Origin of the sequence: Pedobacter sp. R-06, assembly GCF_049913135.1 — a bacterium.
GTDB lineage: Bacteria > Bacteroidota > Bacteroidia > Sphingobacteriales > Sphingobacteriaceae > Pedobacter.
This window is the reverse complement of record NZ_CP183977.1, coordinates 314,896-331,220: the sequence shown is the minus strand read 5'-3', so window position 1 is coordinate 331,220 and position 16,325 is coordinate 314,896. Positions and strand designations below refer to the sequence as shown.

The 16,325-nt window shown below is 40.0% G+C and carries 7 protein-coding genes; all 7 read right to left on the bottom strand.

The genetic code is table 11. The annotated features are described in order from the left end of the window. Positions 1-19 precede the first annotated feature (19 nt). On the bottom strand, positions 20-1,780 hold the full coding sequence (locus ACN9MR_RS01360; protein WP_426327889.1) for a hypothetical protein: 1,761 nt from the start codon (positions 1,778-1,780) through the stop codon (positions 20-22). Continuing rightward, positions 1,777-7,368 (bottom strand): hypothetical protein, encoded by a 5,592-nt coding sequence (locus ACN9MR_RS01355; protein ID WP_426327888.1) that lies wholly within the window; start codon positions 7,366-7,368, stop codon positions 1,777-1,779. The genes ACN9MR_RS01360 and ACN9MR_RS01355 overlap by 4 nt, the downstream gene beginning before the upstream one ends. 101 nt (positions 7,369-7,469) lie before the next feature. Continuing rightward, positions 7,470-7,745 (bottom strand): hypothetical protein, encoded by a 276-nt coding sequence (locus ACN9MR_RS01350; protein ID WP_426327887.1) that lies wholly within the window; start codon positions 7,743-7,745, stop codon positions 7,470-7,472. 37 nt (positions 7,746-7,782) lie between these two features. After that, positions 7,783-14,289 (bottom strand): tail fiber domain-containing protein, encoded by a 6,507-nt coding sequence (locus ACN9MR_RS01345; RefSeq protein ID WP_426327886.1) that lies wholly within the window; start codon positions 14,287-14,289, stop codon positions 7,783-7,785. Between the two features lie 100 nt (positions 14,290-14,389). Beyond that, on the bottom strand, positions 14,390-14,665 hold the full coding sequence (locus tag ACN9MR_RS01340; protein WP_426327885.1) for a hypothetical protein: 276 nt from the start codon (positions 14,663-14,665) through the stop codon (positions 14,390-14,392). Positions 14,666-14,673: 8 nt separating this feature from the next. Then, entirely contained in the window at positions 14,674-15,249 is a 576-nt protein-coding gene (locus tag ACN9MR_RS01335) for a hypothetical protein (protein WP_426327884.1), read from the bottom strand. Continuing rightward, entirely contained in the window at positions 15,249-16,322 is a 1,074-nt protein-coding gene (locus ACN9MR_RS01330) for a hypothetical protein (protein ID WP_426327883.1), read from the bottom strand. Before ACN9MR_RS01330 ends, ACN9MR_RS01335 begins: the two co-directional genes overlap by 1 nt. Positions 16,323-16,325 lie beyond the last annotated feature (3 nt).

Below are 16,325 nucleotides of genomic sequence, written 5' to 3'. Positions count from 1 at the left end.
GGGTGTAAAATAGTTTAGATTAATTTAATATCATTTCATCATTGCCAGAATATCCATTAACATATAAAGTATAGCCTGAACTTGTGGCAGGAGTAAAAGAAATATTATTGATAGAAATAATTTCACTTGGACTACCGACGATATTTGAAGAATTAACGGAAGTAGCACCAGCGCTTAATGTAATGTAGCGACTGTCAGGAAGAGCCTCAAAACCTGAATCATTTAATACAGTAAATTCTACCAGTACATTAAGATCATTAGTTATCGCTCCATTATCTGCATTTAATATCAGTCTTCTACCGGATTGATAAATGCTGAAGTTTTTAGAAAAAGAACATGCTCCTTTTTCTATTACGACACCATTCGGATTAATCCGAATCCATAATTTTTGTCCTAACTCATTATAACTGATGTATGAATAGTCCATATCAATTATATGGTAAGAACCAGAGTGATAAACATATAATGTATCGCCGATGTTAGCCGAGCCTGAAACGTTTGTAGTAAACAGTCCAAAATACTCGTCACCGTTTGGTACTAAGGTACAAGCATCGATTGAGGAAGAATAGTTTGCAAAAGCATTTGCATCTATGAGGTAATAATTTGGTTCGATACCTATTGGGATTTCTGTAAAAACATCATCCATCCATCTACAAACTCTGTTGCCAGCAAGAATAAATACTGGTTTACGGGGATAACCGTTACTATCTAATGAAGGATATTTTTGAGCAGACATTCCTTTGATATCAGACATCCAGGATGGTATACTTAGGGATTTTTCTACATTCCCGGTTCCGTTATTCACATGAACCCTTAAATAGCCTCCAAAAACGGATATTAACTTTTTAAAACCCGTTCCTACATTAAATGGCACCCATAAAAAAGCAAATGGCAAATAAGGTTCGGATCCCGCATTTTGAGTCCGGAAAGTATCAATCTGACCGCTGTCAAACCTATAAGATCTATAATAAAAATTAAAATCACCACTTTGGGCAGTTACATAATTAGCTCTTAAAGTTCCGATGTCGGTATATTGTATAAACATATCGTCGTATCCAGAAAAATCATAATTACCATTCGGATAATTATTGCTAAAGTTCAAACTGCCATTGTCTAAGTTAGTAGTTCCGATAGTTACAGGTCTAGAATTACCCGAAGAAATCAATCTACAGGATACTAAAGATTGAATACCTGTAGCAGCTGAAAATACTTGACCTGAAACGTGTACAGGTACATCGAAGCCCGTTGCATTTGCACTTCCTACACAATTAATTATAGTTGTTAATAAATTATTTCCGGGGATACCAACTGCACTACAATAAACAACCCTTTTATTGCCAGAATCCGCTATCATTAAATAGTTATTTACGATATCTACTCCAAGGGGACTATTAAGCTGATATTCACCTGCTCCCGCTTCTCCATTACCAGCAATTACAACTCCTTTTCCGCCAGCTATAGGATATCTGATAACACGGTGTTTGTCTTTTTCAGATATAAATATGTACTGTTCATTATTACAAATCATAAAGGCACTACTATCCAGCACGCCTATATTGGTGTATACAGGTTTGGATACAAGTTCATTTTTTAAAACCAATTTTTGATCAGAAGGAATTTCATATATTTCAATTAATAAAGATATCTCTGCCCTGGTAAGACATTTATCATTATTGGGTATATTTTGATTCTGTTTTAATGTAAATACTTTTGCATTAACTGCATCCTGCAAATTATTACCAGAAACAGCTTGGTTTCCAGTTAAGCTACTCCAACTCATATGCCCTGTTTTAAAAAATTAATTTCTTCCTGTAATCGTTTAACGTCATCTTCTAGATTGGCAACCTTTGCAACCAAAACCTGAGTATAGCTTAATGAAAGGATACCGTTACGATCACTTTTAACCGTATGCGGCATTGAGGTTTGTACCTCTTGTGCAAAATAACCGGTTTCTAATTGATCATTTTTGAAATATGTGTGCGCTTTTATATTTCTGGCATCAAATATCTGAACAGTTTCTGTTTTTAGACGCTGATCTGAGGTATCATAAAAACCTCCGGATGCACTTACTATGCCATTAACTGTTATTTTATTATTTGTAATCTGCAGGGTATCTTGGCCATTCCCGGTTTTGAACACAAACCCTCGATTACCATCAGTCATCCTGAAGTACATATTATAATCATTACCACCATCAGCTGAAAGATTACCGCCATAAGCGGTGGTTTCTCCCATCCAGATTGAGTAAGCACCAGCAAAACCACTTTCCCAAAAACCTATGCCATTCCCATTACCAGCGGTAACGTTAATGCCACTCCCATTTATTTTAGTACTTCCTACCCTAAATTCAGCGTCCGTTCTCCAGCCCCCATCATTTTCACAATAAGAGCCCCAAGATCCTCCCGTAGTTAGGAATCCTATCCTGTTGCTATTGGTGTGTAAAACCCTAGTGGCATCATCAATATCGTGCATTACTAATGAGGATGATCCTTTACCGTTGCCCACATGCACTTCTCCATCTGTTCTCACGAAAAACACAGGATTGTTCCTATCACCAAAGTGGAAACCAGTAGCATCCAAACTACCAGCAGCGCCCCAATACTGATAGTATGCTATACCGTATTCAGGATCCGAATGTAATCTCCAGATATTGTTATGCCCTTGTGTATAAGTTGCATTCCCAAAACCACCATTACTACCCGTACCTGCACTCACTTTCCCATCAAAATAACCATTGCCATTTTCTAAATTAATGGCGGAAGTTACATTTCCATTTACCCTAAATACAATAGAGTGAGCATTTCCGTATTTTGTACTATACTGATAACCGATTCCGTACATGTTCTGGATGGTTGCCCAGTTATCACCAATGGTCCAGATAATTTTATCAGTAGTACCATTTTGATCATAATCACCAGCCATCCCCCTAAAACTCGTAGATTTAAATGAGTCTGTATTCACGACCATTCTACTGGCATTTACTTCATTGTTAACCAAAAAAGCTTTTCCGTTATAGACCCTTACCCAGGTATTGTCCTCCATGTAAATGCCACCTTGATGGGTTTCATTAATCCATCCAGAATTTCCGTTACTTCTAAACCAGTTTGAAGCGCTAACAGCACCTGCAAGACCACTATCGTAACCAGTCCAAATCCTTCCTCCTGAAGTAAATATCTGGCCATATGTATAATTAGCTGAAACATCGTTAGCTCCATAAACGTTATTGGCAATAAAATTTTGATAACCTGTTCCAGGATTATTTGTGATGGCTATCCTACCATCACTTTCAATAGTAATCTGGCTGGCTGCTACGCCTCCCCAATGAAAGGCGAGCCTTGGAGCTAAAAAGCCCGTGCTTGCACCGTGTTGACTTTCTCTTAATTGAAGTGCGGCGTCAGAGTATGCTGTACTTGTATTTGTTTCACTCCAGAATTCAGCACCGCCATAATTACGGATATATTGCAACTGCAATTGACTGGTATTGGCTTTCGAATTTGGATCAAAATTGTTTGTTCGCCAAACATCCTGCATATTGTATAGCGCCTGATTGTTTGACCACCATTGAACATTGCCATCAGCAGTCCAATGCAAACCTGTGTCGCTATCACCGATAGCCAAAGTAACCGTTGGCTCTGAGCCAAATGCATCGGATGCACCTAGAAAGGTATTACCATATGTTTTAAATCGCCCTTTAGATTGTAGTTTACCATCAACAACGAATTCTGCAAAATAATTATTTGCTCCATTGCCGTATTGAAAAGGATTTCGGGCAGAATTTGCATTAGCACTTTCGAGATATAAAACATTAGTCCCTGTTGGGTCCAGTCTGAACTGAGGTCCACCAGAGCCACATCTATGGAAGGCTAACGTTGGTGAAGAATCTGTTACTCCAGACGAACTGTTTACAATTTCGATACTATTTGTGGTTAAAGCCGCACCAACCCATGAATAATTGCCGGTATTAGCACCGTAGTTTGCCCAGATCCTTTCAAAATTGACATTATTATTGGTTGATAGCCGCTGATTTTCTTTCTCTTGTGTCCAAACATTAAAATTACCTGAGTGTAAAATGGAATACACATTACCTACTCTATAACGATAGGCTAATGTTTGATTTGTTGCATCATCATCCCAAAGCCTATGCTTTTCTCCCAATGTATCCTGCCATACCACATCGCCGATATCATTACCCCCGGTTGAACCCAATATTAAATCGGCACCGCCGTTAATAACAAGCCCAGCAAAATTGGCTTGGTTATTTGTACTTAACCGCTGGTTTTCTAGAGGCTGATATGTTCCTGCAAATGAATCTTGAAATGCCAATTCTCTCCAACTCGCTGTAATAGGATTTGATCCGCCTCCATAACCGCTACGGATAAAATGTCTGTTTGAACTATCACTAACCAACTGAGTGGTAACATTGGTCATATGAAATACTGCCATACTACCATAGATGCCACCATTAGGTACATTTGCCCATTCACTTGGATTATCAGCTGAATAAATATCATAAAATCCCTGGGTTATCTGATTATTCAGGTTTTTATTCTCAAATCCTCTTTCCCACCCTTTAAAGTATCCAAACCCTTCAGAACCTAATCCTAAAAACGCCTTAACGGCAGAAGAACTATACAGCCTATGATAGCCATCATTATTATAATCTCCATAAAGGCCTCTTATCTGTAAAGTACCATTACCATCTATATTGGAAGATGCTCCAGTCGTATTGATGTATTCTGAAAATAAAAATCCATTGCCATCTCTATAAGCTAAACTATTACCTACTGATGAAGAATTCGCATTTAAAAAGGCACCACTACCTAACCCTAAAAAATCTTTAACGGATTCGGGCGTGAAAGCCCAAATAAAGTCGTCATCGCCTTTAGCTCCGTACAAAGCAGTAAGTCCATTAGATTGAAGATGATTCTTTGATGATGTCCTAATAAATCCTGAAGAGTTATATTTAATAATTTCCCCAAATTGAATTGGATCATTTCCTCCGCTTGCATTTAAATAAGCGGCAGAGCCTAGTCCTAAAAACTGTCTTACCTGTGGAGCATAACCCAATTTAAACTTACCATCCCCCAAATCACGTACTGCAATAGCATTTATTGGATTTCCAGTATCTGAAATATCGGTGTTAAAGTTTGCTAACCATCCACCCCATCGCTCTGCATCTGCTGCATAATCCGCACGATAAACATTAACACCCGCACCATGGTTCGAATGTAACTGCCAGAAAGTACCATCCCAATTATTCTCCAACCAATAGGTTCCTTGATGTGTTGTTGACTGTAATTTTGTAGCATCCTGACCAAAAGACAATATTCTATCCCAATTACCAAATGATCCTCCTGATTTAGACCTCGTCCATAATTGGCCGTCGGCAGAATAGACTAATTGATTAGCATACAATGGGTTATTGTTTGTAGAAAACTGTATTCCTTGCCCCCAATTATTTACATTCGGCTGGTTTAGTGTGTTTGAACTTAATGATTCTAGCAGCTTAAAGCCAGTAACATCGTCAAAGTTGCTTACCGCATATGTTTTCCAGTTATTTGAAAAATCGGCTAAAGTTGCATACGCAACATTAAAATTGGCTGGATTGTAAACATACATATCACCCGGGGCATTACTCCCCCATAACCAATTGGGTTGTCCATCTTGGCCAGCCCAATGAAAACGCATGTATGAGCTATCATTACCGACTCTTTCAGCAAACTGTGACGTCGTTGCAGTTGTAGCATTACCCGTTATAGAGGAGGACAATACATCACCGTTATTTAAATAGGCAAGTGAGCCTAATCCTAAGTTATTATTAAAATCGCTTAAATTGGTTGGCCGGTCGGTAATGTTTGCCCATATATGGGTATGTTCTATATTGCTTTTGCTTGCTGGATTAAAATTCCCTGCATTCCAAACCACCCAGTCAGCCACAAAAACTCCGTTTGGATTGCTAATTCCAGCAGGGTTTAACGCTCTAAAAGATATTCTGTCGAGAGGGGCATCATTACCAATTTCTATTCGAAGTTCCTGATCTTCACCGGATAGCCCATCATTAACCCTTGCAATATATATTCTTGCCTGATCTCCACCGCCGCCAAAAAAATCATTCCCAAAAAGCAGGCCATTAGGAGTATTGATCTTAAATGATGGCGCCTCCACCTGACCAGTAAACACATCACCTGTTAATTCAGCGAACCACCCTTCAGCTTGCGTTTTGGTTATCCAGTTTCCATAATTGCCCAGGTCATTTATAAAGTGAGTCAGGTTTATCGGCTTCCCTATTACTCCACTCCAGTTTACTGTTGCTGCATTGCCGTTGATATCGATCCCCCAAATGCCTGTTGCATTCGAGCCATTACTGTTCGCCTTGCCATCCAATGCAGCCTGTTGAGCGGCAGAAACAGGCTTGGCTGCATCACTCGTGTTATCTACGCTGCCTAAACCGATATCTACTTTGCCCAGCATTACAGATCCCTGCTTCCCGTTTACGCTGGTAACCTTATTGTTATTGTCTACACGTTCCCAAACATTGCCGTTGGATATAATCCAGTCGCCTATATTCAGTTCCAGTCCCTGTTGGTTGCCTGCAACAGCTACCACATAATATTTGCCCTTGTTTCCAGCTGCAGCTGGAAGCGATGGGTTGTTCCCAGCAGCATCATAGTTGCCCTGATAGTTCACACTACCGAGTAGCGCTTCGCTCAGCTGTGCCAAAGGGATCTTTCCATTGCCATCAAGTGTGGCAATACCGTTTCCCTGCCCTTTTTCTGATTGGCCAACCTTACCGTCAAGCTCGGAACGGAGACCCGTAACCGTTTCTATGCCCTGGGTTCCGGTATGGTGTTCACGTGCCAACAGGTAGCTATCGCCCTGGTTGGAAGTTGCACCGTCCTGTATGCCTGCAAGCTTGTCTTTTTCTGCACTGGAGAAATCTTCGGTGGAAAGCTGTTTGCCTGCAACCTTGTCGACCTTGGATGAAAGCCTATCGTTTACATCCACCATATCGGCCTTCAATGCCAGTGCAGCCTGTGCAAAAGTACTCAAGGGCTTGTCCAGATCAGGCGTATTGTCTACATTACCGAGTCCTACATCGTTCTTATCAAGCACAACATCCCCCGACAAAGGCCTGCCATTTACCTTTGTGGTATTTAAAACAACCTGGTCAATATTGGCCTTTTGCGAAAGTGCTGCCTGGTTGCTGGCATAATGATCGGAGATCTCGCCTTCCAAACGGTCGCGCAGAAGCTTTACCAGCGCACGCAGTTCGATACCCTGGGTTTTGTTCAGGTTGGGCTTTAAAGGGCCTGACGACTTGATGACATCATCAATATAGCCATCTTCAATTGGTGGTATGTTCGACATAGTTTTCTCTATCGGGTTAATGGCACACCACAGCTCTGGGGGACCATGGTGCCTTACTTGTGTTTTAGCCTATGGGCTAATATCTTAATCTCTTTAAAAGGCTAATCGTTTGCCTTGAACACTTCTAACAGCCTGCCTTTGGCAAAAACGGTAAGCTGCTTGTGGTTCTTGATAAAGCCCTTTAACAATTCGGCATCTGTATTGTCAAGCTCCACCTCACCATCATTGAAGATCTTGATCGCCCAATCGAAAAACTTGATCGGCTCGGTTACCCCTTCGTTCGCCTGTGCCAAAATATTGCTCAAAAGTTTGTTCAGGGTTTCTCCTGATTCTGATCCATCTAAATTTAATAGCGGCCTGTTAAAATTTACTTTCATGTTTTTATTTTTAATTATTTTTTATTGATTGGAAAATTTAGTTAGACCTGCTTTTTAAAACCTTGATCTCGTTTTCTAACATGTTGATTTTCGCAATAAGTACTTCAGTATAATTAACCGAAAGCGTACCATCTGCCTGCTCTTTTACAGCATCAGGCATAGCTTTTTGAACTTCCTGAGCTGAATAGCCATAATGTACTTTATCATCTCCATTTTTCCATTTAAAGGCTATGGATTCGATTTCAGAAACATCAAACTTAGAATCGACAACTGTTTTCAGGTTAATATCAGAAGTATCGAAAAACCCACCTGTTGCACTTACCGATCCATTGAACTTTGCACTTCCCCCAGTTGTAAACCGGATTGTTTCTTGGAAACTACCTCCGGGAGTTGATCCAAAAGAAAAACAATCATTTTCCCCGATATCATCAGAAACAGAGAATTCCATTCTACCGTTATTACCACCATTCGGCGTTTCGAAATGACGGATAAAAGCTGGGTCATTTCCATTTGGCGATGTACCAAAAGTTAATGTTCCATAAGAACCTGACTTATCAATTGTGATATTATCCAAAAATCTTGCTCCATTATCAGCCCAAAACGCTTTATTGCCGTGAACACGTACCCAAGTTGGATCAGACATAAAAATTCCACCACCAAAAGTTTCATTGTACCAACCTGATGCACCATTACTTCTAAACCAATTGGATGCATTCACTGAGCCCGCGATACCACTATCAAAACCGGCAAATACACGTCCTCCACCAATATAATTGTCAGCGATCCAGCCGCCATCGTTATTACAATACGCACCCCAGCCACCACCAGCATTTAGGAACCCAATTCTATTTGAGTTACAGTGGATATCTCTTTGCTGTTCGTCAATATCTCCCATGGTAATCCTGGATGCTCCTTGATTATGACCTATTTTAATATCTCCATGGAAATAAGTATAGCCTTTAACGTAAATATCACCATTAGACTCAATCGACAACCTTTCAATCCCCCGGTTAGTACCAGTATCCATACCTGAATAGAATCTGATATTGCCTCCTGCCTGGGCAGCTATTATAGATAGCTGGGCACCAGCGCCACTATAATCATTTGTAATGCCATAGTGTTCACTAGCACCGTTCCAAAATGTCCAGTACTTGGCAGAAAGATTATATCCTATCCCTATATCAGCAAAGTCGATCTTACCAACACCCCCATCAGAACGGGTGTTAATTGAACGTAATTCATATGTGCCTATTGAACTTGCTCTAAATTTTTCGTACCCAGTACCAGGATTATTGAAAACAGAAACTGCACCGTCTGACTCTAGCATTAGCTGACTGGCCACTATTCCAGACCAATGAAATGATAATCTTGGCTTAACCTGTGGTGCTCCCCCCATATTGCCCTCTCTTATCACCAAACCTGCACTATTGAATCCAGTATCTGTTGTACTGCTGGAGGCGATATTTAAAGAACCAATTACACTATTACCTCTGTTATAAGCCTGTTGCAATGTAGTTGCTTCGTAAGCAGACGCACCAAGGCCCAAATCAGTTCTCACTTTGCCAATATCAGCACTTGTGTACACATCATAGAAACCATTCCAACTTGTATCAATACCTTTTCTAATGCGTAGCATTGGTACCCCTTCGGCGTTAGGGCCAGTTGAACCAAATATTAGCTGGTATGAGGCATCGCCCGTACTGGCTGTAGTACCCGACCAAGGAGAATAGGTCATAACCCCGGCATAATTACCTCCTACACCTACATTTGCCGCATTGGAGAAATCAAATCTTACCCGATTGGGATTGTTCTGAGGGAAAATATCATTGGGTTGACGTGATCCATCCGGGCAGTTCACATAATTACTGGCATCGGCGGTGCCAGCTGTATTTGCTCTACCCACATTAACAGGCGAACCATGATTGGAATGTAATTGCCAATAAGTACCATCCCAACTATTTTCTAACCAGAAGGTACCATAATGTGATGTAGATTGAAGTTTACTATCTTCAATCATATGTCCGTTAACCCTATATCCTCCTTTAACATCCCACAGACCACTTCTAAAATCATAATATCCATTAATGTTACCTACATGATCGGACATTCCCATTCCCCACCATCCTCTAAACCTAAAATTATAAGAACCATAGCTTGCCTGATCTCCATTACCTAACTCGAAACCATTAAACCCACCTATTCCTCCAATTTGAGTATTTCCACTTATCTGAAGTCCACCATCGATAACTAATTTATTGAAATAGTTATTGTTTCCTCCGCCATAAGTAGCACCACTACGTGCCGAATTTACATTAGCACTTTCAAGATACAGTACATTTGTACCTGTAGGATCTAACCTAAACTGTGGTCCTCCTGATCCGTACCGATGAAAAGCCAATGTTGGTGCCCTGTCAGTATAAACATTGCCACCACTTGTTACAATTTCTATACTTGTAGTTGTAATGGCCGCATCCGTCCAAGAATAATTATTAACACTAGCTTCACCATAAAAGCTCCATATCCTATTTAAATGCGCTTCGTTAGCAGTTAAATTTCTAAAGGTTGGATCCTGGTTTGTGTTCAGGTTTAAAAAACTCCTAATTGAGGCAGGATCATTTAAATTGTATAAAAAGTTACTATTGGAATAATAGCCTGTTACGCCATCTCCTCCCCTTTGGAAACCAGTATCATTATCACCAATGGCCAATGATATTGTCGATGCTGGTTGGCCATCGTACATATTTACGCCAATGGCCTGCGTTGTTATGGTACCACCATTAGTTATCAACTGTAAACTTAACTGATCATGCGTAGCAACTTCTTTCCATGCTTTCCACTGGCCGGTAGTATCAAATTTGCTCCGTAAATAAAAATGATCAACGGAACCGTAATGAGAAGCTAATTGTAAACCTCTCGGACCTCCAGATGGCGTTTTAAAATTAACTATTAAATTATATTGTTGCCCAAATGGAACATTGGTAGAGGCGCCATAAGATTCTTGAACAATAAAATCAGATAATGTATTTAAGTCTATATCGCCTGCTGCTGTACTCCATTGATTATCTGTATTAAGCCCTAGCCATGATTTAATTGTATTTCTATCTGCAAATCCAGAATTATCGCCCTGGCCGTTTAATATGTGCAAATAGCTTATTTCGCTACTGTTTACAATGCCAGCGGTCCTGCTTAATCCAGCCCATTTATCAGTATTTGAAGAATAGTCGGCAAGTCTGGCACTGTCAACACGCACCCCATAAGTATTAATACCATTCCACCCCATCAAAACAGGGTTTACACCTCCATCAGCATGTACCTGTGGGTTGTTCCTATCAATTGATGCTCCTGTTGGTGACGTTCCCGCAGAGGCATCAAAAATAACGTGACCGCTACCGTGCTGTTTCCAACGCATGTATTTTGACACTTGAATATCTGCATTAACATTGGAAACATCAGAATAAATTTGACTTCCGTTATAATCTAAAAAGGCTTTTACAGCATCATTATTAAAAGCCCAAACAAAGTCATCTTCTCCTTTGCTACCGTACAAAGCTGTAAGTCCACCAGACTGAGGATAATTTTTAGCAGCTGTTCTAATAAATCCCGATGAATTATATTTTACTACATGACCAAATTGTATGGCATCATCACCACCACTTGCATTTAAATATGCAGCAGAGCCTAAGCCTAAAAATGTTCTTATTCCATTTGCATTAACTTTCCTTAAGTAACCATCAGAACCATTATATGCATACAATGCACTGGGAATAAAACTTTCAATCGTATTATCACTTGCATTGAAAAAAGTTGAAAAAATGTGTCCTGCCTCGTTTCGCTGAACAACCGTGTGGTTACTTGGCGACATATCAACGTTTAGATGTGCAGCACTGCCAAGTTCGCTTGATTTAACCAAACGTTCCCATGCGCTGAAATTATAATTAATCCCATCATAAGTAGTCCTGCTCCTAACATGAACATCGGTAGTTCCATATGTTGTCATCATTTGAAAATTCCTACTTGGGCTACCAATACTGATGTAGGAGAAATTATTACCTTGAGTATCGCCAACAGGCGTATTGGACAAAATACCTCCTGCCGACTCAATTTCGTACAAACCAGAAGGAAGATACTCATTCATATCTCTTGTTCCAGTCAAATACTGGCTATTGGCCTTTCCATCTAAAAGCGCTGAAACATAAGCATTTTTAGCCCCTATAAATACATCCTGAGCCCCCATTGTAGCATTTCCATCACGGGTTACAACCTGATTTACAGCTGTATGAGCAGAATTTGCATTTAAGTAGGCGGCGCTACCTAAACCTAATATGTTATTTTTAAAGAAATTATTACTTGCCCAACAGGCATCCCCTGTTCCTAGTTTCCCAACCAATACCTTATCGCTATCAGCTACGTCTTGAGGTGTTGCAGTCAATGATAGTGTACCTGTCAGCGTTCTGCCTGTGTTTTGTATCGCAGCACTTACCAACAATGCCATATCAACCTGTCCATCTCTCGCATGAATAACAACCGTTGGCGTATCATTATTTGTGATGCTTAGAAATCTTACATCTGATGAAGGCCTAATATCAATAAATTCTCCGTTACCTTGAATGAAAGAGGTATTTGCAACCCCACGTAAATCAATTTTAGGAGTTGAAACATATTCGTTTAAAAATACAGATTGAAACTGTACAGCATTTGAATTAGATAGCCTTTGATTTTCTAAGGGTTGGTAAAGACTACCCAAATTGCTAATACCTAATTGTTGCTTTACATGATCGAATGTATATCGCCTGATATAATTATCGCCATTACCACCATACATATAACCCAAGGTACCATAATTGGTCTGATTATTCGATTCGGTAATTGCGAAAACATGCACCGCATTTGCAAATATATCACCACTGGAATCCCGCCTAACCAGGGTATCTCCAACGGATGAAACGGAAGCATTTAAATAGGCTGCATTCCCTAGTTGAGATGCCGCGATAATTCTATCCCAACCAGAATACGCGCCTCCCTGTTTGGTTCTTGTCCATAAATTTCCATTTACAGTAAAAACCAACTGATTACCATATGCCGGATTATTGTTTGTTGAAAACTGGATTCCCTGCCCCCATTGTCCTCCGATAGGTTGATTACTGGTTGTCTCGCCTCCTGCTTCCAAAAGTTGAAAGCCGACGGGCAAATCAAAATCATTAACAATACTTCTATTCCAATTTGTAGCATTATCGGCATTAATAGCATGGGCCACATTAAAATTAGCAGGATTGTAAACGTACATATCACCTGGGGCATTACTTCCCCATAACCAATTAGGTTGTCCATCTTGGCCCTGCCAGTGAAAAGCCATATCAGCCGCACCATTTCCAAGCCTGTCGCTATAAGCTGAACGGCCGAATATATTTACATTGAGCGTATTGGAACCTAGATTGGAGCCATTTATAGCTGTAAATATCTGGCTGCTGTTTAATATACTTACTGTATTGGCATTGCCGTTGATATCGATCCCCCAAACGCCAGCTGCATTCGAGCCGTTACTGTTCGCCTTGCCATCCAATGCAGCCTGTTGAGCGGCAGAAACAGGCTTGGCTGCATCACTCGTGTTATCTACGCTGCCTAAACCGATATCTACTTTGCCCAGCATTACAGATCCCTGTTTCCCGTTTACGCTGGTAACCTTATTGTTATTGTCTACACGTTCCCAAACATTACCGTTGGATATAATCCAGTCGCCTATATTCAGTTCCAGTCCCTGCTGGTTGCCCGCAACAGCTACCACATAATATTTGCCCTTGTTTCCAGCTGCAGCTGGAAGCGATGGGCTGTTCCCTGCAGCATCATAGTTGCCCTGATAGTTCACACTACCGAGTAGCGCTTCGCTCAGCTGCGACAGGGGGATCTTGCCATTGCCATCAAGTGTGGCAATACCGTTGCCCTGCCCTTTTTCTGATTGGCCAACCTTACCGTCAAGTTCAGAACGGAGACCCGTAACCGTTTCTATGACCTGAACTCCGGTATGGTGCTCACGTGCCAACAGGTAGCCATCGCTCTGGTTGGAAGTTGCGCTGTCCTGTATGCCCGCAAGCTTGTCTTTTTCTGCACTGGAGAAATCTTCGGTGGAAAGCTGTTTACCTGCAACCTTGTCAACCTTGGATGAAAGACGCTCGTTTACATCCACCATATCGGCCTTCAATGCCAGTGCAGCCTGTGCAAAACTGCTCAGGGGCTTATCCAGATCAGGCGTATTGTCTACATTACCGAGTCCTACATCGTTCTTATCAAGCACAACATCACCGGATAAAGGCCTGCCGTTTACCTTTGTGGTATTTAAAACAACCTGATCAATATTGGCCTTTTGCGAAAGTGCTGCCTGGCTGCTGGCATAATGATCGGAGATCTCGCCTTCCAAACGGTCGCGCAGAAGCTTTACCAGCGCACGCAGTTCGATACCCTGGGTTTTGTTCAGGTTGGGCTTTAAAGGGCCTGACGACTTGATGACATCATCAATATAGCCATCTTCAATTGGTGGTATGTTCGACATAGTTTTTCTCTATCGGGTTAATGGCACACCACAGCTCTGGGGGACCATGGTGCTTTACTTGTTGTAGCCTATGGGCTAATATCTTAATCTCTTTAAAAGCCTAATCCTTTGCCTTAAACACTTCTAACAGCCTGCCTTTGGCAAAAACGGTAAGCTGCTTGTGGTTCTTGATAAAGCCCTTTAACAATTCGGCATCTGTATTGTCAAGCTCCACCTCACCATCATTGAAGATCTTGATCGCCCAATCGAAAAACTTGATCGGCTCGGTTACCCCTTCGTTCGCCTGTGCCAAAATATTGCTCAAAAGTTTGTTCAGGGTTTCTCCTGATTCTGATCCATCTAAATTTAATAGCGGCCTGTTAAAATTTACTTTCATGTTTATTTTTAATTATTGTAGTTTATTATTTTTTCTAATCTTTTACTCTCTTGTTTAAATTTGTGTTCCCTTCTTATCAGCTGATTATCTTTGTTTCTTTCATTATAATCTTTTTGGTAGGTTAGAAACGGGAGAGTGATACATACATTAGGCAAAAACCTACTCACCGAATCTATATAATCATCCTTTATATTTAGAAAGAATTTATAAATCGATTTGTTATATATTACACCCTGGCTTCCATAAAAAAAAGTACAATATGGAAGCTGTTCATTAGCTGATTTTCTTAATTGTCCAACACTAAAACTCCCAGTACAGATTAATGAAAAATTAAACTCATTTTCTTTCACTAACTGATCTGGATTAAATGGTCTATATAACCTTACATCATCTTCTAAAATCATAATATTGTCTTCTTTAATATTTTCCATAATGATCCGTTGCACTGTTAATAAAACATTAATATGAGGAATATTAACGTTTTCGCATTCCACTACCATTGGATTTAAGCCGTACTTATTTAAATGCTCTAGTGTATCGCATATCCTGCCATTCGCAGACCTAGTTATAATGAATTGTTTCATTAATCTAGTCCCTGCAAGGGAGAAAATACAGAGAAATTATTCATCATCGTTCCTAAATTAACGCCTATCCAAGATATCAGAAGTGTATAATTATCTGCTACGATAACATTATCTTTTACATCTTCACTAGCCAATAAAGCAAGCGCTTCACTATCATAATGAGGAAGATTTATTTCATATTGATTTATAATTTGAAAATTATTGACATTATTAAAAGATGGCAAACCATTTTTAATATATATTCCTTTAATATTGCTATTTCGGAATGAGATTTCATCTGTAATTCCGTCGATTGCCAATATTCCAACAAAACTATTGGAAATATCAATCTTAAGGTCATCATAGGTTTCTGGAACAGAAACATTAATACCTGAGGTTCCGTATTGCCCTGATCCAACGTTTACTGTTGAGTTACTAACACTGCTATAGCCTAGTATTTTGGGCTGTTTATTATATTGTGCATCTAAACCAACAGAAAATATTTTGACATTATTAGTGATATACAAATTACCACGATAATTATCATCTCCTATCCAAAAGCCCCTAAAATCGAAATTGATATCCCTGTTTGTGAAAGAATCAATCCTTCGGTAAATAAAACCAGTTTCTGGGATCAATCCATTCATATAAAGCCAATCTTCTTCCGAATATGGTTTAATACTGCCATCATAATCTACTGCACCAGCCAAATAGAATATTTTATCCTGTGGATAAATGGCACTGTATGCTTCTATAGAAAGTTTGGAAGATGTCAATGCGAATAACATTATTGGCTCAAAATTATCGGCTCGGCGAATGTTTCCATTACTTAGCTTCCAAGTTGTTTTGTAATCAGTTAATAAATAATGCGCTCCAGGGACAAGTGTTCCAGAGAATAATGATGAGGTTAATTCTTGAAAGGTGGCAGAGATTACACCATTTCCAGCAGATTGCTGCTCACTCTGGTCACGCATCAGTTTTAACAACTCCCTTAATTTTACCCCTTGTGTTTTATTTAATGTAGGATTATAAGCATCAGGCGCTTTAATAATTTCATCTATATAAGCATCGGTAATTGGCGGTAGCTGTGACATAAA

What these genes read in the sequence shown, in the direction of transcription:
- ACN9MR_RS01330 (WP_426327883.1), bottom strand. Translation starts at nt 16,322, where the DNA reads ATGTCACAGCTACCGCCAATTACCGATGCTTATATAGATGAAATTATT.
- ACN9MR_RS01335 (WP_426327884.1), bottom strand. Translation starts at nt 15,249, where the DNA reads ATGAAACAATTCATTATAACTAGGTCTGCGAATGGCAGGATATGCGAT.
- ACN9MR_RS01350 (WP_426327887.1), bottom strand. Translation starts at nt 7,745, where the DNA reads ATGAAAGTAAATTTTAACAGGCCGCTATTAAATTTAGATGGATCAGAA.
- ACN9MR_RS01355 (WP_426327888.1), bottom strand. Translation starts at nt 7,368, where the DNA reads ATGTCGAACATACCACCAATTGAAGATGGCTATATTGATGATGTCATC.
- ACN9MR_RS01360 (WP_426327889.1), bottom strand. Translation starts at nt 1,780, where the DNA reads ATGAGTTGGAGTAGCTTAACTGGAAACCAAGCTGTTTCTGGTAATAAT.
- ACN9MR_RS01340 (WP_426327885.1), bottom strand. Translation starts at nt 14,665, where the DNA reads ATGAAAGTAAATTTTAACAGGCCGCTATTAAATTTAGATGGATCAGAA.
- ACN9MR_RS01345 (WP_426327886.1), bottom strand. Translation starts at nt 14,289, where the DNA reads ATGTCGAACATACCACCAATTGAAGATGGCTATATTGATGATGTCATC.